This window comes from Brachybacterium sp. sponge, assembly GCF_001613775.1.
Lineage (GTDB): Bacteria > Actinomycetota > Actinomycetes > Actinomycetales > Dermabacteraceae > Brachybacterium > Brachybacterium conglomeratum.
The window spans coordinates 415,056-433,814 of record NZ_LRMP01000004.1; the positions used below are offsets into that span (position 1 = coordinate 415,056).

The 18,759-nt window shown below is 71.5% G+C and carries 18 protein-coding genes; 6 read left to right on the forward strand and 12 right to left on the reverse strand.

Annotated features, from left to right (window positions below):
* Positions 1-65: 65 nt before the first annotated feature.
* The 6 genes from A4A78_RS16405 to A4A78_RS16430 all read right to left on the reverse strand — a co-directional run bounded on the left by A4A78_RS16405 (position 66) and on the right by A4A78_RS16430 (position 7,007).
* On the reverse strand, positions 66-683 hold the full coding sequence (locus A4A78_RS16405; RefSeq protein WP_062951067.1) for a helix-turn-helix domain-containing protein: 618 nt from the start codon (positions 681-683) through the stop codon (positions 66-68).
* A 102-nt stretch (positions 684-785) separates the two neighbouring features.
* Positions 786-2,033, reverse strand: a complete 1,248-nt coding sequence (locus A4A78_RS16410; RefSeq protein WP_062951069.1) for an ABC transporter ATP-binding protein — start codon at positions 2,031-2,033, stop codon at positions 786-788.
* Between the two features lie 19 nt (positions 2,034-2,052).
* Entirely contained in the window at positions 2,053-2,886 is an 834-nt protein-coding gene (locus A4A78_RS16415; protein WP_062951327.1) for a carbohydrate ABC transporter permease, read from the reverse strand.
* Positions 2,887-2,896: 10 nt separating this feature from the next.
* Positions 2,897-3,865 (reverse strand): carbohydrate ABC transporter permease, encoded by a 969-nt coding sequence (locus A4A78_RS16420; protein WP_062951070.1) that lies wholly within the window; start codon positions 3,863-3,865, stop codon positions 2,897-2,899.
* Positions 3,862-5,169, reverse strand: coding sequence for an extracellular solute-binding protein (locus tag A4A78_RS16425; protein WP_062951329.1), 1,308 nt, complete (start codon positions 5,167-5,169; stop codon positions 3,862-3,864). The genes A4A78_RS16420 and A4A78_RS16425 overlap by 4 nt, the downstream gene beginning before the upstream one ends.
* A gap of 233 nt (positions 5,170-5,402) precedes the next feature.
* Positions 5,403-7,007: an ABC-F family ATP-binding cassette domain-containing protein gene (locus A4A78_RS16430; protein WP_062951071.1), complete on the reverse strand. Its 1,605-nt coding sequence runs from the start codon at positions 7,005-7,007 to the stop codon at positions 5,403-5,405.
* Positions 7,008-7,208: 201 nt separating this feature from the next.
* Here A4A78_RS16430 and ald point away from each other — a divergent pair, with 201 nt between their 5' ends.
* Positions 7,209-8,324 (forward strand): alanine dehydrogenase, encoded by a 1,116-nt coding sequence (gene ald / locus A4A78_RS16435; protein ID WP_062951072.1) that lies wholly within the window; start codon positions 7,209-7,211, stop codon positions 8,322-8,324.
* A gap of 99 nt (positions 8,325-8,423) precedes the next feature.
* Here the strand turns inward: ald and A4A78_RS16440 are convergent, their stop codons facing one another.
* The 6 genes from A4A78_RS16440 to A4A78_RS16465 form a co-directional block, all read right to left on the reverse strand.
* Positions 8,424-8,756: a metal-sulfur cluster assembly factor gene (locus tag A4A78_RS16440; protein WP_010550637.1), complete on the reverse strand. Its 333-nt coding sequence runs from the start codon at positions 8,754-8,756 to the stop codon at positions 8,424-8,426.
* 157 nt (positions 8,757-8,913) lie between these two features.
* On the reverse strand, positions 8,914-9,669 hold the full coding sequence (sufC, locus tag A4A78_RS16445; RefSeq protein ID WP_010550636.1) for a Fe-S cluster assembly ATPase SufC: 756 nt from the start codon (positions 9,667-9,669) through the stop codon (positions 8,914-8,916).
* Positions 9,670-9,744: 75 nt separating this feature from the next.
* Positions 9,745-10,083, reverse strand: a complete 339-nt coding sequence (locus tag A4A78_RS16450) for a non-heme iron oxygenase ferredoxin subunit (RefSeq protein ID WP_062951073.1) — start codon at positions 10,081-10,083, stop codon at positions 9,745-9,747.
* The gene (sufD, locus tag A4A78_RS16455; RefSeq protein ID WP_062951074.1) at positions 10,083-11,405 is read right to left on the reverse strand and encodes a Fe-S cluster assembly protein SufD; all 1,323 of its coding nucleotides are present in this window, start codon (positions 11,403-11,405) and stop codon (positions 10,083-10,085) included. The genes A4A78_RS16450 and sufD overlap by 1 nt, the downstream gene beginning before the upstream one ends.
* Positions 11,405-12,832, reverse strand: a complete 1,428-nt coding sequence (gene sufB, locus A4A78_RS16460) for a Fe-S cluster assembly protein SufB (protein WP_010550633.1) — start codon at positions 12,830-12,832, stop codon at positions 11,405-11,407. Before sufB ends, sufD begins: the two co-directional genes overlap by 1 nt.
* Positions 12,829-13,578: a metalloregulator ArsR/SmtB family transcription factor gene (locus A4A78_RS16465; protein WP_062951079.1), complete on the reverse strand. Its 750-nt coding sequence runs from the start codon at positions 13,576-13,578 to the stop codon at positions 12,829-12,831. The genes sufB and A4A78_RS16465 overlap by 4 nt, the downstream gene beginning before the upstream one ends.
* A gap of 275 nt (positions 13,579-13,853) precedes the next feature.
* Here A4A78_RS16465 and A4A78_RS16470 point away from each other — a divergent pair, with 275 nt between their 5' ends.
* The 5 genes from A4A78_RS16470 (at position 13,854) to map (ending at position 18,724) form a co-directional block, all read left to right on the forward strand.
* Positions 13,854-14,933, forward strand: coding sequence for a glutathione S-transferase family protein (locus tag A4A78_RS16470; RefSeq protein ID WP_062951081.1), 1,080 nt, complete (start codon positions 13,854-13,856; stop codon positions 14,931-14,933).
* A gap of 98 nt (positions 14,934-15,031) precedes the next feature.
* Complete coding sequence (locus A4A78_RS16475) at positions 15,032-15,955, forward strand: ABC transporter ATP-binding protein (protein WP_062951085.1); 924 nt, start codon at positions 15,032-15,034, stop codon at positions 15,953-15,955.
* A complete protein-coding gene (locus tag A4A78_RS16480) occupies positions 15,952-16,764 on the forward strand; it encodes an ABC transporter permease (RefSeq protein WP_062951087.1) in 813 nt (270 codons plus the stop codon). Before A4A78_RS16475 ends, A4A78_RS16480 begins: the two co-directional genes overlap by 4 nt.
* 158 nt (positions 16,765-16,922) lie before the next feature.
* Entirely contained in the window at positions 16,923-17,906 is a 984-nt protein-coding gene (locus tag A4A78_RS16485) for a heme A synthase (protein WP_062951088.1), read from the forward strand.
* Entirely contained in the window at positions 17,903-18,724 is an 822-nt protein-coding gene (map, locus tag A4A78_RS16490; protein ID WP_062951093.1) for a type I methionyl aminopeptidase, read from the forward strand. Before A4A78_RS16485 ends, map begins: the two co-directional genes overlap by 4 nt.
* The last annotated feature ends 35 nt before the right edge of the window (positions 18,725-18,759 follow it).

An 18,759-nucleotide genomic window follows, 5' to 3' on the forward strand; every position in this document is an offset into this window, starting at 1 on the left:
CGGTTGTCGTCGGGGCGGCCCCAGGATAGCGTGCGGCGCCTCCGCCCTCGGGGGCGGGGCCGGACTCAGCGGGTCGACGTGAGGTCGATCATGCTCATCAGTCGCACGGCGAGCGGATGGGCGGCGCTCTCCTCGCGCCAGCCGCTGGTCTTCACGGCGCGGGAGACGGTCTGCTGGGTGACGCCGAGGCGCTCGGCGAGGACGGCCTGCGTGGCCGTCGGGTCCTCGCGCAGCTCGTGCACGGCCTGCCACTGCCCACGGCTGCGGGCGCGGATCATCCAGCCGATCAGCCGCAGCACGGCCTCGACGTCGGCGGCGGTGTCGGCGTGGCGGGGATCGGCGGCGCGGACGGCGAGCGGGACCTGGGAGGTGGTCGACGCCGCGGACACGGCGTCCCGGGCGGCCTCGACGGCGGGGCCGGAGAGCTCGCGGACCGAGCCGGGCAGCGGCCCCGGCACAGCGCCGATCCCGAGGCCGACGGCCGTGCTCCCGACCTCGAGCGCCCGCAGCATCGCCTCGAGCGCGGTCTCGCCGCGGGAGGCGAGCACGAGCGCGTCCGGGCCGGCGGTCCGCTCCGGGGCGAGCGGGAACTCGAGCCCCTCGAGGGCCTCGAGCAGAGCGGGGACGGGGTCGCCGGCGGCGCGGCCGTGGCCGGGACGGCCGGAGAGGGAGAGGACGAACATGGAGGCCTTTCACAGCGGATATCAGGTGTCCGCCACGCTACGCCCTCTCCGCGCCGTCGCAGGGCACGGCGCGCCGCGCCGCGACGGGCGCGGGAGCCGGCCTCAGTCCTCCAGCGCCGCGGCGGTCTCGATCTCGCGCTGGCGGTCCTCGGCGGCGCGGCGCGTAAGCTCCGCCCCCTTCTCCTCGTCGCGGGTGAGGTTCTCCCCCGTCGCGACGTCGAAGACGTGGACCTTGCGCGTGTCCACCCAGATCCGGGACTCGATGCCGCCGCGGATGCGGCTGGCGGAGCTGAGGGTCACCACCACCTGCGGCGGGATCTCGTCCTGGTCGAGATCGCGGGCGAGCTCGTCGAGGACCTCTGCCACCTCGGGGTCCTTCTCGTAGTCGATGTAGCCGTACTGCTCGTTGCCGAGCCATTCGGTGTGGGTGGGCGTCACGGCGAGCTCCGTGCCGTGCGGCAGCAGCGCCTCGTCGACGAACTCGAGGTCCTCGAAGTGCTCGGGGCGCACCCCCAGCAGCACCAGGTCCCTCCCCCGGGCGGCCTCGAGGACGTGCTCGGGCGCCGCGAGGTCCCCGATCGGGGTGCGCAGGTGCCCGCCCTCCTCCCGGGCGGGCAGGAAGTTCATCGAAGGAGAGCCGATGAACCCGGCGACGAAGAGGTTCGCGGGCTGCTCGTAGAGCTCGCGCGGCGAGGCGACCTGCTGCAGCCTGCCCTTCTTCAGCACCGCGACCCGGTCCCCCAGGGTCATCGCCTCGGTCTGGTCGTGGGTGACGTAGACGCTCGTGATGCCCAGGCGCCGCTGGAGCTGCGCGATCTGGGTGCGCATCTGGCCGCGCAGCTTCGCGTCGAGGTTCGACAGCGGCTCGTCGAAGAGGAAGGCATCGGCCTCGCGGACGATCGCGCGGCCCATCGCCACGCGCTGGCGCTGACCGCCCGAGAGGTTGCCGGGCTTGCGCTCGAGGTGCTCGTCCAGCCCCAGCATCGACGAGGCGCGGCGCACCCGGCGGTCGATCTCATCCTCGGGGAGCTTGCTCTTCGACAGTCGCATCGGGAAGGCGATGTTGTCGTACACGCTCAGGTGGGGGTACAGGGCGTAGTTCTGGAAGACCATGGCGAGGTCGCGGTCGCGCGGCGCGCTCTCGTTCACGCGCTTGCCGTCGATGCGCAGCTCGCCCTCGGTGATGTCCTCGAGCCCCACGATCATGCGCAACAGCGTGGACTTCCCGCAGCCGGAGGGGCCGACGAGGATCACGAACTCGCCGTCGGCGATGTCGAGGCTCACGTCGTTGACGGCGGGGAAGCCGTCGTCGTACCGCTTGACGAGGTTCTGGATCTCGATGGTGGCCATGGCCGGTTGCCTCCTGGGGTCAGCCCTTGACCGCGCCCTGCGTCAGACCGGAGACGATCTGGCGCTGGAAGAGCACGACGATGATGACGATGGGGATGGTGACGATGATCGCGGCGGCCGAGATCGCGCCCGTGGGCTCCTCGAACTGGGAGGCGCCGGTGAAGAAGGCCAGCGCCGCCGGGACCGGGCGCGCGGCCGAGGTGGACGTCAGCGAGATGCCGTAGACGAAGTCGTTCCAGGCGATGAAGAACGCGATGATCGCGGTGGTGAACACGCCGGGCAGGGCGAGCGGGACGATCACCTTCCGGAACGCCTCGAAGCTGGTGGCGCCGTCGACCTGCGCGGCCCGCTCGAGGTCCCAGGGGATCTGCTGGAAGTACGCCGCCAGGGTGTAGATCGAGATCGGCAGCGTCAGCGAGAGGTAGGGGATGATCAGGCCCGGCCAGGTGTCGTACAGCCCGATCGTGCGCCAGAGGTTGAACAGCGGCGTCACGATCGAGATCACCGGGAACATCGAGACCCCGAGCGCGCTGACCAGCACGAGGCGCTTGCCGGGGAAGTCCAGGCGCGCGATCGCGTAGGCGCAGAGGGTCGCGAGCACGACCGCGACGACGGTCGCGATCAGCGTGATGCCGATGGAGTTGCGCAGCGCGGGCAGGAACAGGTCGCGGGCGCTGCCGGCGAAGATCTGCTCGTAGTTGTCCAGCACGAAGCGGGTGGGCAGGAAGCGCCCCGTGGTGAGGTCGCCGGAGGCCTTGAAGGAGGTCATCAGGATCGAGACCAGCGGAGCGAGGGTGTACACCAGCACCACGATCGTGATCACGCTCCAGCCGACCTTCTGCCGGGTGGTCATGCCCTTCATCTCAGCGTCCCTCCCCCGAGGCCAGATCGACCTTGAAGCCCTTGATCGCGCCGATCGCGATGCCGATCACGCACAGGAACAGCACCACGGAGATCGCCGAGCCCATGCCGATCTCGAGCCGCCCGATCGAGGTGCGATAGGCCAGCAGCGAGAGGACCTCCGTGCCGTAGGCGCCGTTGGTCATGATGAACACGTTGTCGAAGATCCGGAAGGCGTCCAGCGCCCGGAACAGCACGGCGACCATGATCGCGGCCTTCATGTTCGGCAGCACCACGCGGCGCATCACCTCCGCGCGGGTGCCGCCGTCCACGCGAGCGGCCTCCGTCAGCTCCCCGGGCACCTGGGCCAGGCCCGACAGCAGCAGCAGCGAGATGAAGGGGGTCGTCTTCCAGATCTCGCTGAGCATGATGACGGTCAGCGCGGGCGCGGCGGAGCCGAACCAGTTGAAGCTGTCCTCCACCACCGGCAGCCAGGCGTTGACGAAGCCGGTGTTGATGTCGAAGGCGAAGAACCAGGCGAAGGCGGAGACGACGGTGATCGTGCCGTAGGGGACGAGGATCGCGGTGCGCAGCAGGCCGCGCAGGCTCTTGACGGCGTTGTGCATCACCAGGGCCAGGGCGAAGCCGAGCACCAGCTCGATCGCGACGGTGACCACGGTGATCAGCACAGTGACCCCGAGGTCCCGCCAGAACAGAGGATCGGTGAAGAGCACACCGTAGTTCGCCAGTCCCACGAAGGAGCGCTGGTCCGGGGCGGTGAGACGGTAGGAGAACAGGGAGTCGAAGAATGCCTGGAGGATCGGGTACACCGTCACCGCCAGCATGACCACGAAGGCGGGGGCCGCCAGCATGATGCCCAGGCGGCGCTCCGCCCGGGCCCGGTCGCTCAGCGGCGGCTTCTGCCGGGTCGCGCGGCGGCGCCCGGAGGCGCCGTCCGTCCCGGTCCTCGGCGCGGCGGCTGTCTCGCTCACAGCAGGGCCTCCCCTCGCAGCACGGACTGGATGAACTCCTGGGACCGCGCGGGGGTGGCCTCGCCGACCTCCGAGATCGGGGTCCAGTGCTGCTGGATGCCCAGGGAGATCTCGTTGTAGAAGGGGGTCTGCGGGCGGGGCGCGGCGCGCTCGAGGGACTCGCGGATCACCGGCGCCATCGGATAGGCGTCCTGTACCTCGGGGTCCTCGTAGGCGGCGGTGGAGGCGGGCGGGTTGCCGTCGGAGAGGAAGTACTGCGCCTGCTTCTCCGGGGAGGCGATGCAGCGGATCGCCTCGTAGGCGAGGTCCTGGTGCCGGCTCGAGGCGCCGACTCCGAGGTTGATCCCGCCCAGCGGCGGCGCGGACTCCTGGTCCTCGCTCACCTGGGGGTAGGTGGTCCACTTCATGTCGTCGAGCACCTCCTGGTCCACGCTGCCCTGGTCCACGGAGGTCTGCGTGGCGGTGTAGACGAAGGGCCAGTTGACCATGAAGGAGCCCTGCTCCCCCTGGAACTGGGCCATGGCGACGTTCTCGTCCTGGGTGGTGGCGCCCGGGCCGGCGAGCCCCTCGGAGCCGATCGTGCCGATGATCCGGGAGGCCTCGTCGCCGGCCGGGGAGTCGAGCGCGAGCTGGGTCTCGTCGGCGGGGGCGCCGGGGTTCTCGATGATCGACTGGCCCTGCGACTCGTACAGCGCGTTGACCCACACGGTCATCGACTCGGCGCGGATCCCCTGGATGCCGAGGTGGCTGTCGGTGGTCTCCGCCGCCTCGATCAGCTGGTCCCAGGTGACGGGCTCGGACATGTCCAGCCCCGCCTCCTCGGCGACGGACGCGCGGTACCACAGCAGCTGGGTATTGGCCCAGAAGGGCACGGCGACCAGCTCGTCGTTCCAGGTCGCCCCCTGCACGGCGCCGTCGACGACATCCTGGGTGGAGATGGTGACGAGGTCCTCCGGGACGGGGGCGAGGAAGCCGGGCTCGGCGAGCTCCGGGATGTAGGGCGGGTCCAGGCTCATGATGTCCAGGGACCTGTCCCCCGCGGCGAGGCGGCGGGCGAGCTGCTCGCGCTGGCTGGCCGCGTCGCGGGGAAGCAGCGAGGTGGTGATCGTGTACGCCCCGTCGGCCTCGTCGCTGCACTGCTGGGCGATCTGGGCCTGGCCGCCGTTGTCGGGGTTGATGTACCAGGTCAGCTGCGGCGGGCCGGCGTCGGCCGAGCCGCAGGCCGCGAGCGTCGCCCCCAGGGCGAGCGCGGCCCCGGCGGCGACCAGCCGGCGCAGACCGGACGGGCGGACGGGTTCGCTCACGGTCTCGCTCCTCCTCGTCGGGTCGAGGCGGACGGCGCGGTCGCGCACCGTCCTCCACGACGGGGCGGGCACCGTCACGGTGCCGACGAGCTGAGACTATGACGCAGGTCACAAGAGCGCAACTCAGAGCGGAGAACTCCCGCGGCCGCCGTCGCAGGAGCCGTCCCCGCCGCGGCGGCGGAAGCGCCCCCGGCGCGGCGGCGAGCACGGTCGGAGCGCGGAGCGGTCGAGCCTCAGGCGAGCTCGATGAGCTCCTGGTACTCGGCGTTCCAGAGGTCCTCGACGGCGTCGGGCATCATCAGCACCCGCTCGGGATCGAGCGCCGCGACGGCGCCGGGATCGTGGGAGACCAGCACGACGGCGCCCTCGAAGCTCGCCAGCGCCCCGAGGATCTCCTCGCGGCTAGCGGGGTCGAGGTTGTTCGTCGGCTCGTCGAGCAGGAGCACGTTGGCGCTGGAGACGACGAGCGCGGCCAGGGCGAGGCGGGTCTTCTCCCCGCCGGAGAGCACCCGGGCGGGCTTGTGCACGTCGTCGCCCGTGAACAGGAAGGAGCCGAGGATCTTGCGGGCCTCGACCTCGGGCAGCTCGTAGGCCGCCGTCATCATGTTCTCCAGCACGGTCCGGTCCAGGTCCAGGGTCTCGTGCTCCTGGGCGTAGTAGCCGATGCGCAGGCCGTGGCCGGGCAGGATCCGCCCGGTGTCCGGCGCGTCGACGCCGCCGAGGATCCGCAGCAGGGTGGTCTTGCCCGCGCCGTTCAGGCCGATGATGACCACGCGCGAGCCGCGGTCGATCGCGAGGTCCACGCCGGTGAAGATCTCGAGGCTGCCGTAGGACTTCGAGAGGTCCTCGGCCATCAGCGGGGTCTTGCCGCAGGGGGCGGGCTTCGGGAAGCGCAGCGAGGCGACCCGGTCGGTCTGCCGCTCCCCCTCGACGCCGTCGAGCATGCGCTCGGCGCGCTTCAGCATGTTCTGCGCGGCGACGGCCTTGGTGGCCTTCGCCCGCATCTTCTCCGCCTGGGCGGTCAGCTGGGTGGCCTTCTTCTCGGCGTTCGCCCGCTCCCGCTTGCGACGCTTCTCGTCGTCCTCGCGCTGGCGCAGGTACTGCTTCCAGCCCATGTTGTAGATGTCGATCGCGGAGCGGTTCGCGTCGAGGTAGAACACCTTGTTCACGACCTGCTCGACGAGCTCGACGTCGTGGCTGATCACGATCAGCCCCCCGCGGTAGCTCATCAGGTACTCGCGCAGCCACACGATCGAGTCGTGGTCGAGGTGGTTCGTCGGCTCGTCGAGGATCATCGTGGAGGCCTGCGAGAACAGGATCCGAGCGAGCTCGACGCGGCGGCGCTGGCCGCCGGAGAGGGTGCCGAGCTCCTGCTCGAGCAGCCGGTTGGGCAGGCCGAGGTTCGCGGCCATCCGCTTCGCCTCGGCCTCCGCCGCGTAGCCGCCGGCGGCGTCGAGCTCGGCCTCCAGGCGCGGGTAGCGGTTCATGGCCTTCTCGCGGCGGGCCTCGGTGAGGGACATGTCCCCCATCTCCTCCTCGGCGCGGCGCAGCTTCCTCAGGATCCCGTCGAGCCCGCGGGCGGAGAGGATCCGGGCGAGCACCGGCTCAGTGTCCTCGCCGCTGTGGGTGTCCTGCGGGAGGTAGCCGAGCTCGCCGGAGACCTCGACGCTGCCCTCGCTGGGGTCCAGGGTCCCGGAGAGGACCTTGGTCAGCGTGGTCTTGCCGGCGCCGTTGCGACCCACCAGGCCGATCCGGTCGCCGTCGGTGACCTGGAAGGAGACGTCGCTCATGAGCAGCCGGGCGCCGACGCGGATGGCGAGGTCGTGCACGGTGATCACGGGTGGGGCTCCTCTTCGGACGGGGACGGCCCGGAGGAGGGCCGGATCGAGTCTAGGGCCGAGGCGCCGAACGGTCGCCCGGATTCCCGTCGACGGTGCCGGGGGACACATCCGCAGGCTCCCCCGCAGGGCCGACGAGGTGTCATCCTGGGGGCGGTGGCCGTGACCGCGGCCAGGGAGCTCAGCAGAGAGGCTGGACACATGCGCATCGGGGTGCCCCGCGAGGTCAAGAACAACGAGAACAGGGTGGGCCTGGGCGCCGCCGGCGTGCACGAGCTGGTGATGCACGGCCATGAGGTGATCGTCGAGAGCGGCGCGGGCCTCGGCTCCCGCGTGAGCGACGAGGACTACGCCGCCGCGGGCGCGACCCTGCTGCCGACGGCGGACGAGGTCTGGGCGCAGGCCGAGATGATCGTGAAGGTGAAGGAGCCGCTGCCCGAGGAGTACGGACGCCTGAGGAAGGGCCAGATCCTCTTCACCTATCTGCACCTCGCGGCGGACCGGCAGCTCACCGAGGCGCTGCTCGCCTCGGGCACCACCGCCATCGCCTACGAGACCGTCCAGCTCCCCGACCGCTCGCTGCCGCTGCTCGCGCCGATGAGCGCGATCGCGGGCCGGCTCGCCGCGCAGGTCGGCGCCTACCACCTGATGGCGCCGCTGGGCGGCGGCGGAGTGCTGATGGGCGGCGTGCCGGGGACCTCGGAGGCGAACGTGCTCGTCCTCGGCGGAGGCGTCGTCGGCGAGCAGGCCGCGATGATGGCGCACGGGCTGCACGCGAACGTCACCGTGATGGACGTGAACGTCTCCCGGCTCTCCCAGATCGCGACGATGCACCACGGGGGCATCCTCACCCGCTACTCGACCGCCCTCGACCTCTCCGAGCAGATCGAGCAGGCCGACGTCGTCGTCGGCTCGGTGCTGATCCCCGGCAAGCGCGCCCCGAAGCTCGTCACCGATGAGATGGTCTCCCGGATGAAGCCGGGCTCGGTGCTGGTCGACGTCGCGATCGACCAGGGCGGCTGCTTCGAGAACTCCCGCCCCACCACGCACGACGACCCGACCTTCCGGGTGCACGACGCGGTCTACTACTGCGTGGCGAACATGCCCGGCTCCGTGCCGGTCACGGCGACGGCGGCGCTGAACAACGCGACCCTCCCCTACGTCCTGAAGCTCGCGGGCGCGGGCTGGCGGGACGCGCTGCGGGCGGACGGCGCGCTCGCGCTAGGGCTGCACACCCACGAGGGCGCCCTCACCCACGCCGGCACCGCCGAGGCGCACGGCATGGAGCTCACGCAGACGGCGACGCTGCTCGGCTGACGCCGGCTCGGGGGCCCGCCCCGTCCGCAGCGAGGAGACCCCCTGCCCCGCAATCGCGGGTCAGGGGGTCTCTCGTGCCGGCTCAGAGGGTGAGGCGGCTCAGAGGTTGAAGCCGATGGCGCGCAGCTGCTCGCGGCCGTCCTCGGTGATCTTCTCCATGCCCCACGGCGGCATCCACACCCAGTTGATGCGGTGCGTCTCGGTGATGGGGTCCAGCACCGCGAAGGTCTGCTCCTCGAGCACGTCCGTCAGCGGGCAGGCGGCGGAGGTGAGGGTCATGTCGATCACGGCGTTGCCGTCCTCGACGGTCACCCCGTAGACGAGGCCCAGGTCGACGACGTTGATCCCGAGCTCGGGATCGATGACGTCCTTCATCGCCTCGGTGACGTCCTCGGCGCTCACGGTCGAGGCCGGGGTCTGCTGGTCGGTCATGGTGTCCTCCCGGAAGGGGTGCGGGACTGCTCCCGCAGGGGGTGCGGACGGGGCTCGTCGGGCCGTCCCCGGACGGGCTGTCCGGAACGGTCCGCGGCGGGTCCCGCGGTCCGGACGTCCCGCCCCGCGCGGGTGCGGGGCGGGACGGCCGGCGGCATCAGGCGCCGACGAGGAAGCGGTCGTAGCCCTCGGCCTCGAGACGCTCGGCCAGCTCGGGGCCGCCCTGCTCGGCGATCTTCCCGTTCACGAAGACGTGGACGAAGTCCGGCTTCACGTACTGCAGGATGCGGGTGTAGTGGGTGATCAGCATGATGCCGACCTCGGTGTTCTCCTTGGCGCGGTTGACGCCCTCGGAGACCACGCGCAGCGCGTCGACGTCGAGGCCGGAGTCGGTCTCGTCGAGGACGGCGATGGAGGGCTTCAGCAGCTGCATCTGGAGGATCTCGTGGCGCTTCTTCTCGCCGCCGGAGAAGCCCTCGTTGACGTTGCGCTCGGCGAAGACGGGGTCCATCTTCAGGTCGTCCATCGCGCCCTTGACGTCCTTGACCCAGGTGCGCAGCGAGGGGGCCTCGCCGTCGATCGCGGTCTTGGCGGTGCGCAGGAAGTTCGAGACGGTGACGCCGGGGACCTCGACGGGGTACTGCATGGCGAGGAAGAGGCCGGCGCGGGCGCGCTCGTCGACGCTCATCTCGAGCACGTCCTCGCCGTCGAGGAGGACCTCGCCGCCGGTGATCTCGTACTTGGGGTGGCCCGCGATCGCGTAGGCGAGGGTGGACTTGCCCGAGCCGTTGGGGCCCATGATCGCGTGGGTCTCGCCGCCCTTGATGGTGAGGTCGACACCCTTGAGGATCTCCTTGGTGCCCTCAGGGGTCTCGACGGTGGCGTGGAGGTTCTTGATCTCCAGGATCGACATGTGGGGTTCTCCTTGACCAGGAAGCTGGTGGATTCGTGGGGCTGGGGGCGGGCGCCGGTGCGGGCGCCCGCGAGGTCAGGTGGCGGGAGCGGCGGAGGGATCCACGAGGATCTCGCCGCTGCTCTCGTCGATGCGCACGGGGAACACCCGCACGGGCAGGACCGCCGGGAGCTGCAGGGGTCGACCGGTGACGAGGTCGAACTGGCTGCCGTGCTTCCAGCACTCGATGGTGCATCCCTCGACATCGCCGTCGCTCAGCGCGATCTCGTCGTGCGAGCAGACGTCCTCGAGGGCGTGGACGCCGCCGTCCTCGTCGCGCACCAGGGCGATCTCGATCCCGCCGGCGACGACGTCGATCGCCTCGCCGGGGGCGAGGTCGGCCAGGGCGGCGACGGGGACGAAGGCGTCCGACATCAGTTCATGCTCCGTGCGAGCTCGTCCTCGATCGCGGCCGAGAGGCGCTCGCGCACCTCCGGCACGTCGATCTGCTGGATGATCTCGGCGAAGAAGCCGCGCACGACCAGGCGGCGCGCCTCGATCTCCGGGATGCCGCGAGCGCGCAGGTAGAACAGCTGCTCGTCGTCGAAGCGTCCGGTGGCGGCGGCGTGGCCGGCGCCCTCGATCTCGCCCGTCTCGATCTCCAGGTTCGGCACCGAGTCGGCGCGGGCGCCCTCGGTGAGCACCAGGTTGCGGTTGAGCTCGTAGGTGTTGGTGCCCTCGGCCTCCTTGCGGATCAGCACGTCGCCGACCCACACGGACCGCGCGCCCTTGCCCTGCAGCGCGCCCTTGTAGGCGACGTTGGAGGTGCAGTTCGGGGCGCTGTGGTCGATGAACAGGCGGTTCTCGAAGAACTGGCCCTCGTCGGAGAAGTAGAGGCCGAGCTTCTCGATCTCGCCGCCGGGGGCGGCGTACTCGCCGATCGAGTTCAGGCGCACCGCGCTGCCGCCGAGGGTGACGGCGACGTGCTTCAGGCGGGCGTCGCGGCCCACGCGGGCGTGGTGCTGGGCGATGTGCACCGCGTCGTCGTCCCAGTCGTGGACGGTGATGACGGTCATCTGCGCGTTGTCGCCGACGAGGATCTCCACGTCCTGCGCGTACTGCGCCGAGCCGGTGTGGTTCAGCACCACGATCGAGGAGGAGGACTCCTGCGCCTCGATCACGAGGTGCGCGTTGGCGCGGCGGTCCGCGCCCCGGCCGGTGATGTCCACGCGGAACGGCGCGTCGTAGGCGACGTTCTTGGCGGCGACCAGGTGCAGCGCCTGCTCGGTGCGGGCGGAGGCGATCGCGGTGGGCAGGTCCTCGGGGACCAGCACGGTACCGCGGGGAGCCTGTCCGGGGGCGAGCGTCGAGGGCTCCGGGGCGCCCTCGGGCACGGTCACGGCGTAGTCGACGGCGGGGTCGCCCTCGCGATCGTCGGTGGCGGCGTCCTCGAAGAGGGCGGAGAAGCGGCGCAGCGGGGTGAAGCGCCACTCCTCGATGTCGCTCTTGGGCACGGCGTGGTCGGCGACCTCGAAGGAGCGCAGTCGCGCGCCGCGGTTCAGCGCGGCGTGGGCGGCGGAGACCTCCTGGCCCGGCAGGCTGAGGTTCTCCTCCTCCAGCTCCGGCGCGGCCGTCGTGTCGGTGCCCTCCAGGGCGGTCCCGGCGGCGACGGGCGCGGCGCCCGCCGCGTGGCCCACGGCCTCGTTCGCGGTCGGGTCCCCGGCGCTCTCGGCACCCTTCACATCAGTGGTCGTCATCAGCCGACTGCTCCTTCCATCTGCAGCTCGATCAGGCGGTTCAGCTCGAGGGCGTACTCCATCGGGAGCTCGCGGGCGATGGGCTCGATGAAACCGCGCACGATCATCGCCATCGCCTCGGTCTCCTCCATGCCGCGGCTCATCAGGTAGAAGAGCTGCTCCTCGGAGACCTTGGAGACGGTGGCCTCGTGGCCCATCTGGACGTCGTCGACGCGCACGTCGACGTAGGGGTAGGTGTCGGTGCGCGAGATCTGGTCGACCAGCAGCGCATCGCACAGCACGGTCGAGGCGGAGTGCTCGGCACCGGGCATGACCTGGACCAGGCCGCGGTAGGAGGAGCGGCCGCCGCCGCGCGAGACCGACTTGGAGACGATCGAGCTCGAGGTGTGCGGCGCCATGTGCACCATCTTCGAGCCGGTGTCCTGGTTCTGGCCCTCGCCGGCGAAGGCGACGGAGAGGGTCTCGCCGCGGGCATGCTCGCCCATCAGCCAGACGGCCGGGTACTTCATGGTGACCTTGGAGCCGATGTTGCCGTCGACCCACTCCATGACGCCGCCCTGCTCGACCGTGGTGCGCTTGGTGACCAGGTTGTAGACGTTGTTCGACCAGTTCTGGATGGTCGTGTAGCGGACGCGGGCGTCCTTCTTCACGACGATCTCGACGACGGCGCTGTGCAGCGAGTCGGACTTGTAGATCGGCGCGGTGCAGCCCTCGACGTAGTGGACGTAGGAGCCCTCGTCGGCGATGATCAGCGTGCGCTCGAACTGGCCCATGTTCTCGGTGTTGATCCGGAAGTAGGCCTGCAGCGGGATCTCGACGTGCACGCCCTTGGGGACGTAGACGAAGGAGCCGCCGGACCACACGGCGGTGTTCAGCGCGGAGAACTTGTTGTCACCCGAGGGGATGACGGTGCCGAAGTACTCCTTGAACAGCTCCGGGTGCTCCTTGAGCGCCGTGTCGGTGTCCAGGAAGATGACGCCCTGCTCCTCCAGGTCCTCGCGGATCTGGTGGTAGACGACCTCGGACTCGTACTGCGCGGCGACGCCGGCGACGAGGCGCTGCTTCTCGGCCTCGGGGATGCCGAGGCGGTCGTAGGTCTCCTTGATGTCCTCGGGCAGGTCGTTCCAGTCGGTGACCTGCTTCTCGGTGGAGCGGACGAAGTACTTGATGTCGTCGAAGGCGATGCCGGAGAGGTCCGGGCCCCAGGTGGGCAGCGGCTTCTTCTCGAAGAGCTTCAGCGCCTTCAGCCGGCGCTCGAGCATCCACTCGGGCTCGTCCTTGCGTGCGGAGATGTCGCGCACGACGTCCTCGGACAGGCCGCGGCGCGCGCTGGCCCCGGCCGAGTCCTCGTCGTGCCATCCGAAGGCGTAGTTGCCGATCGAATCGATGATCTCGTCCTGTGAGAGCTTCTCGGGTGCGCTCGTCATGGTGTCCTTCCCTCGGTGAGCGGAATGTGGGTCGTGCAGACGTGAGCCCCCTGCGCCAGGGTGGCCAGGCGCTGGACGGGGGCCCCGATGATGCGGGAGATGACGCGGGTCTCGGCCTCGCACAGCTCCGGATGGTCGGCGGCCACGTCGAGGACGGGGCAGCGGCCGTGGCAGAGCTGCGCGGTGACGAGGCTACGCGGCCCGGCGCCGCCCTCGCGACGAGCGGCCGGCAGCGGGACGTGGAGCGGGCGGACGGTGGTGGCGTATCCGCGCTCGGTGAGCAGCTGCGAGAGCAGCTCGAGCCGCTCGGCGGTGCCCACCGGCTCCCCGGTCTCGGTCTCGAGGCGGTCGACCCGCTCGGCGAGCCGCTGCTCCCAGTCGGAGATCCGCCGCTCCGCGAGGGCGGTCACCGCCTCGTCGCCGCCGCGGCGGGCGAGCTCGTCGACCGCCATCACGGCCAGCTCGTCGTAGCCGGCTGCGAAGTCCTCGTGCGCAGACGGCGAGAGCACGAAGGTCTTGCTGGGGCGACCGCGGCCGCGATGGGCCACGGGCACCTCGTGCTCGGCGATGGTCCCCTCCGCCTCGAGCGCCGCGAGATGGCGGCGCACGGCGGCGCTGGTGAGGCCGAAGCGCTCGGCGAGCTGCCGGGCGGTGATGGGTCCGTGGGTGGAGATCGCCTCGACGAGGCGATCGCGCGTGGTCGGCTCGGGCTTCGCCGCGAGCTCCTGCGCATCCTGCTCGGCCATCCTGCACCTCCCTTCTCGACCACCTAGATTTTACAACAGGACTCTTTCCAAATACTGCCCGAGTCCTGTGCCCCCGGCCACGAAGGGTGCCCTTACCTGCGATGTCGCACAGGGTGGGGCGGATCGCGCCCCCTCGCACAGGGTGCACGACCCGGGCGCGGAGCACACCCGGGCGCCCGCCCCGGCGCACCGGGGACCGCCACCCCGAGAGGCTTCCATCTAGTACCGTTTTCAACTACCATGACGGCGACGCCACCGACACGAAGGGACCCACCATGAACGAGACCACCCCCGCGCCCACGGACGCCGCCGCCGAGGAGCACTCGACCCGCGGCGCCTACGTCTCCGCCGGCAAGGCCTTCGACCGCGACATGAACTACATCGACGACCGGATCACCCGCGACGGCCGCGATGGCTGGCCCGTCGAGGCCGGGCGCTACCGGCTGATCGCCGCCCGCGCCTGCCCGTGGGCCAACCGCACCCTGATCTCCCGTCGTCTGCTGGGCCTGGAGGACGTGATCTCGGTGGGGATGCCCGGCCCCACCCACGACAAGCGCTCCTGGACCTTCGACCTCGATCCCGGCGAGGTGGATCCCGTGCTCGGCTACGAGCGCCTGCAGCAGGCCTACTTCGCGCGCTTCCCCGACTACCCGCGCGGCATCACCGTCCCCGCCGTCGTGGACGTGCCCACCAGGGCCGTCGTGACCAACGACTTCCAGCAGATCACCCTCGACCTCGCCACCGAGTGGACCGCCCACCACCGCGACGGCGCCCCGGACCTCTATCCCGAGGCGCAGCGCGAGGAGATCGACGCACTGAACAAGTGGATGCTCCACCGCGTGAACAACGGCGTGTACAAGGTCGGCTTCGCCGGCTCGCAGGAGGACTACGAGCGCGAGTACACGCTCCTCTGGGAGGCCCTCGACGAGCTCGAGGAGCGCCTGGGCCGCAGCCGCTACCTCATGGGCCCCTCGATCACCGAGGCCGATGTGCGCCTGTTCCCCACGCTGATCCGCTTCGACCCCGTCTACCACGGCCACTTCAAGGCCAACCGGCAGACCCTCGCCTCGATGCCGAACCTGTGGAACTACACCAAGGACCTCTTCCAGACCCCGGGCTTCGGCGACACGGTCGACTTCGCCCAGATCAAGCGGCACTACTACTACGTGCACGAGGACATCAACCCCACCCAGGTCGTCCCCGCCGGCCCGGCGCTCGAGCCCCTGCTGGAGGCGCACGACCGCGACCGCTTCGAGACCGACACCTGGGGCCCCGGCGGCACCGCTCCCGAGGCGCCGCTCGCCGCGGAGGTCGTCGACCCCGCGCACACGCCGCTGCACGTCACCGGACGGTGAGTCCGGCACCGGCCGGGTGAGGTCTCGCCCACCTCCCCCGGCCCGGACGCGGCGCCGTCCCCGGCCCGGCGCCGCGTCCGGCCTACGATGGGGCGGCCATGGACGACCACTCCCCTGCCCTCGTCGCGACCGACCTCGCCCACTCCTACGGCGCCGTGCGCGCCCTCGACGGCCTGAGCCTGACCGCCGAGCCCGGCGAGGTCACCGCGCTGCTCGGCCCCAACGGCGCCGGCAAGACCACCGCCGTCTCCTGCGCCACCGGCCTGCTGCGTCCCGACGCCGGCAGCGTGCGCGTGCTCGGCGCCGACCCCTGGCGCGCGAGCCCCGAGCACCGCGCCCGGGTGGGAGTGATGATCCAGGACGGCGGCCTCGCCTCGGGCGCGACGGCGATGCAGCTGCTGCGCTACGGGGCGAGCCTGCACGCCGCCCCGCTCGACGTCGACGAGGTCGCCGCCCATCTCGGCATCGACGAGTTCGCCCGCACCCTCGTGCGGCGCCTCTCCGGAGGCCAGCGCCAGCGGCTCGCCCTGGCACTGGCGATCATCGGCCGGCCCGACCTCGTCTTCCTCGACGAGCCGACCGCCGGGATGGATCCCTCGATCCGACGCCGGGTGCGCGAGCTGATCCGGGGGCTGGCCCGCACCGGCACCGCCGTCGTGCTCACCACCCATCTGATGGACGACGTGGTCGGGCTCGCCGACGCGGTGCGCGTGATCTCTCGCGGCCGCGTGCTCGCCTCCGGCAGCGTGCAGGAGGTGATCCGTGAGCATCGCGGACCAGGCGGTGGCGTGACCCTCCGGGCGACCGCGAGCGGCGTCGCCCCCGACGCCGTGCCCGCCCTCGAACAGGCCCTGCACGAGGCCGCCGCCCGCCACGGCGCCCGTCTGGAGGTCTCCAGCGCCGCCGCCGCGGACCTCGAGGAGGTGCTGCTGGACCTGATGGACCGCGACGCCCCGGGGGACGGGGCCACCGGGAGCACGACCCGCCACGACGACGCCCCCAGCGCAGGAGCCGCCCGATGAGCGCCGCCACCCCGTCGACCTCTCCCTCCGCCGCCGGCGGCACCGCCGCCGCGCCGCGCGTGCCGCGACCCGCCCCGGCGATGCGCCGCATCCTCTCCCATGCCCGGCTCGAGACCCGCGTGCTGCTCTCCAACGGGGAGCAGCTCATGGTCGCGATCGCGCTGCCGGCGATGGTGATGGTGGGGCTGTGGCTGCTGCCCGTCGGCCGGATCGAGGGCACTCCCGCGATCGACACCGCGGTCGCCGCGACCTTCGCGACCGCGCTGATCTCGACCTCCTTCACCTCGCAGGCGATCATGACCGGCTTCGACCGTCGCAACGGCGTGCTGCGCTGGATCGCGACGACGCCGCTGGGGCGCAGCGGCTATCTCGCCGGGAAGATCCTCGCCACCCTCACCACCCACGTGCTGCAGGTGGTCGTCCTCGGGGTGCTGGGCCTCGTCCTGGGCTGGCGGCCGGAGATCGCCGGCCTCGCGGCCCTCGTCCCCGTCTGGCTGGTGGGGACGGCGGCCTTCGGGGCGCTCGGTCTGCTGGTCGCGGGGCTGCTGCGCACCGAGGCGGTGCTGGCGGTGGCGAACCTCGTGTTCGTGCTGCTCGTCGCCGTCGGCGGCGTCGCCTTCCCCACCACCTCGTTCCCGCGGATCCTCGGCGGGCTCGCGGACCTGCTGCCCTCGGGCGCGCTCGGCGAGCTGATGCGGGCCTGCCTCGCGGGCGGGCACTTCTCCCCCGGCTCCGCCGTGGTGCTGCTGCTGTGGGCCGCGGCAGGGGTCGCGGCCGTCGTGCGCTGGTTCCGCTGGACGGATGCCTGAGCCCCCTCGCACGAGCCCGACGCCGGGCCCCGGTCCCGGAGCCCCTGTCCGGCTGCTCGGCCGTCCTGGGCGACCGCCGAGTCCTCACGATGCGGGATCCCTCGCATCCGCACCCGGCGTCCAGGCAGCCCTCGGCCGCGGAACCTAGACTGCTGGGCATGTCCTCGCCTGCCCTCTCCGCCGAGCGCTCCCCCGAGCGCCACGGGCGGATCACCACCCTGCCCGACCGTCGTCTGACCTCCTGGGGGCCGCAGCGGCGCGCACGTCTCGCCGCCATCGCGATGTGGGGCAACCTGATCTGCCAGATGGGGATCATCCTCTCGGGCGGCGCGGTGCGTCTGACGGGCAGCGGACTGGGCTGCTCCTCCTGGCCGCACTGCGAGCCGGGGAACTTCACCCCGGAGCTGACGCTCGAGGCCGGGATCCACCCCTTCGTCGAGTTCGGCAACCGCACGCTCACCGGCGTGCTGAGCATCTTCGCGGTCGCGGTGCTGCTGGTGACCTACCGCTGGCTCTCCCACAAGGGACGCGGCTTCCGGATGCTGGCGTGGGTGCCGCTGATCGGCACCGCCGCGCAGGCGCTGATCGGGGCGTTCGTGGTGTGGTTCGACCTGCACCCCGGGATCGTCAGCCCCCACTTCCTCATCTCCCCCGTGCTCGGCGCGCTCTCGACGGTGCTGCTGGTGCGGCTCTACGACGGCGACTCGCACGTGCGCCTCGCGGTCCCGCCACGACTGCTGGGGCTCTACGTTCCGCTGGCTGCGGTGGGCTTCGTGGTGCTGGTGCTCGGCACGCTGGTCACCGGCACCGGACCGCATTCGGGCGATGCCGGGGACGTCACCCGTCTGATGTTCTCCCCGGTCCTGATCACCCGGGTCCACGCCGTCGCCGTCTACCTCTTCCTCGCCCTGCTGATCGCGATGCTGGTCGTCCTCCACCGCTCGGGTGCCCGCCGCGAGGCCCGCACCGCGGCCTGGTGGCTGCTCGCGGCGACCCTCGCGCAGGGCGCGGTCGGCTACATCCAGTACTTCACCGGGCTGCCCGAGCTGGTCGTCTTCGGCCACCTGCTCGGCGCTGCCGTGTTCGCACCGATGATCGCCTGGGTCGGGGCCCGGCTGGTCACCTGGCAGGAGGCACGATGATCCTCGGACGCCGTCGCCGCAGCTCCACCCAGGAGCTGCCCACCACCGAGCAGGCCCGTCCGGCCGGCGAGTTCGTCGCCTCCGTGCTCTCGCACCTGCGGCAGGTCGTGGACGTGGGCTGGAACCTGCTGGACGTCGACGCGGAGGCGCATCGCCTGATCCGCGAGGCCGGGGCGACCAGCTGCTACATCGACTACCACCCCGTCTTCGGCGCCTCCCCCTTCGGGTACGTCATCTGCACCTCGCTGAACGAGGGCGTGCTCCACGGCCGCCCCTACGACCGGGTGCTCGAGGACGGGGACCTGCTCTCCCTCGACTTCGCCGTCTCGGTGGAGGGCTGGGTGGCGGACTCGTGCCTGACGATCCCCGTCGGCACCCCGCGCGCGGAGGACCTGCAGCTGATCCGCGACACCGAGCAGGTGATGTGGGCCGGGATCGACCAGGTCACCGCCGGGGCCACCGTCGGCGACATCGGCTTCGCGGTGATGAACGAGGCGACCTCGCTCGGCTACTCGATCAACGACCGCTTCGGCGGCCACGGCGTGGGGCGCACGATGCACGAGGCGCCCTTCGTCCCCAATCACGGCACCCCCGGCGGCGGCGCCGAGCTCGTGGCGGGGCAGCTGATCACCGTCGAGCCGTTCCTGGTGCCGACCACCTCCGAGCTCGTCGTCGACGAGCGGGACGGCTGGACCCAGCTGGCGGCCGACGGCTCCCGCGGCGCGCACGCGGAGCACACCCTGCAGGTCACCGACGGCGCGCCGATCGTCCTCACGGCCCGGGCCGACGACCCCGCTCCGCGCAGCTCGCTGGGCTGAGCGCGGGGCCGCCCGACGGCTTGGCCGAGCGTGGG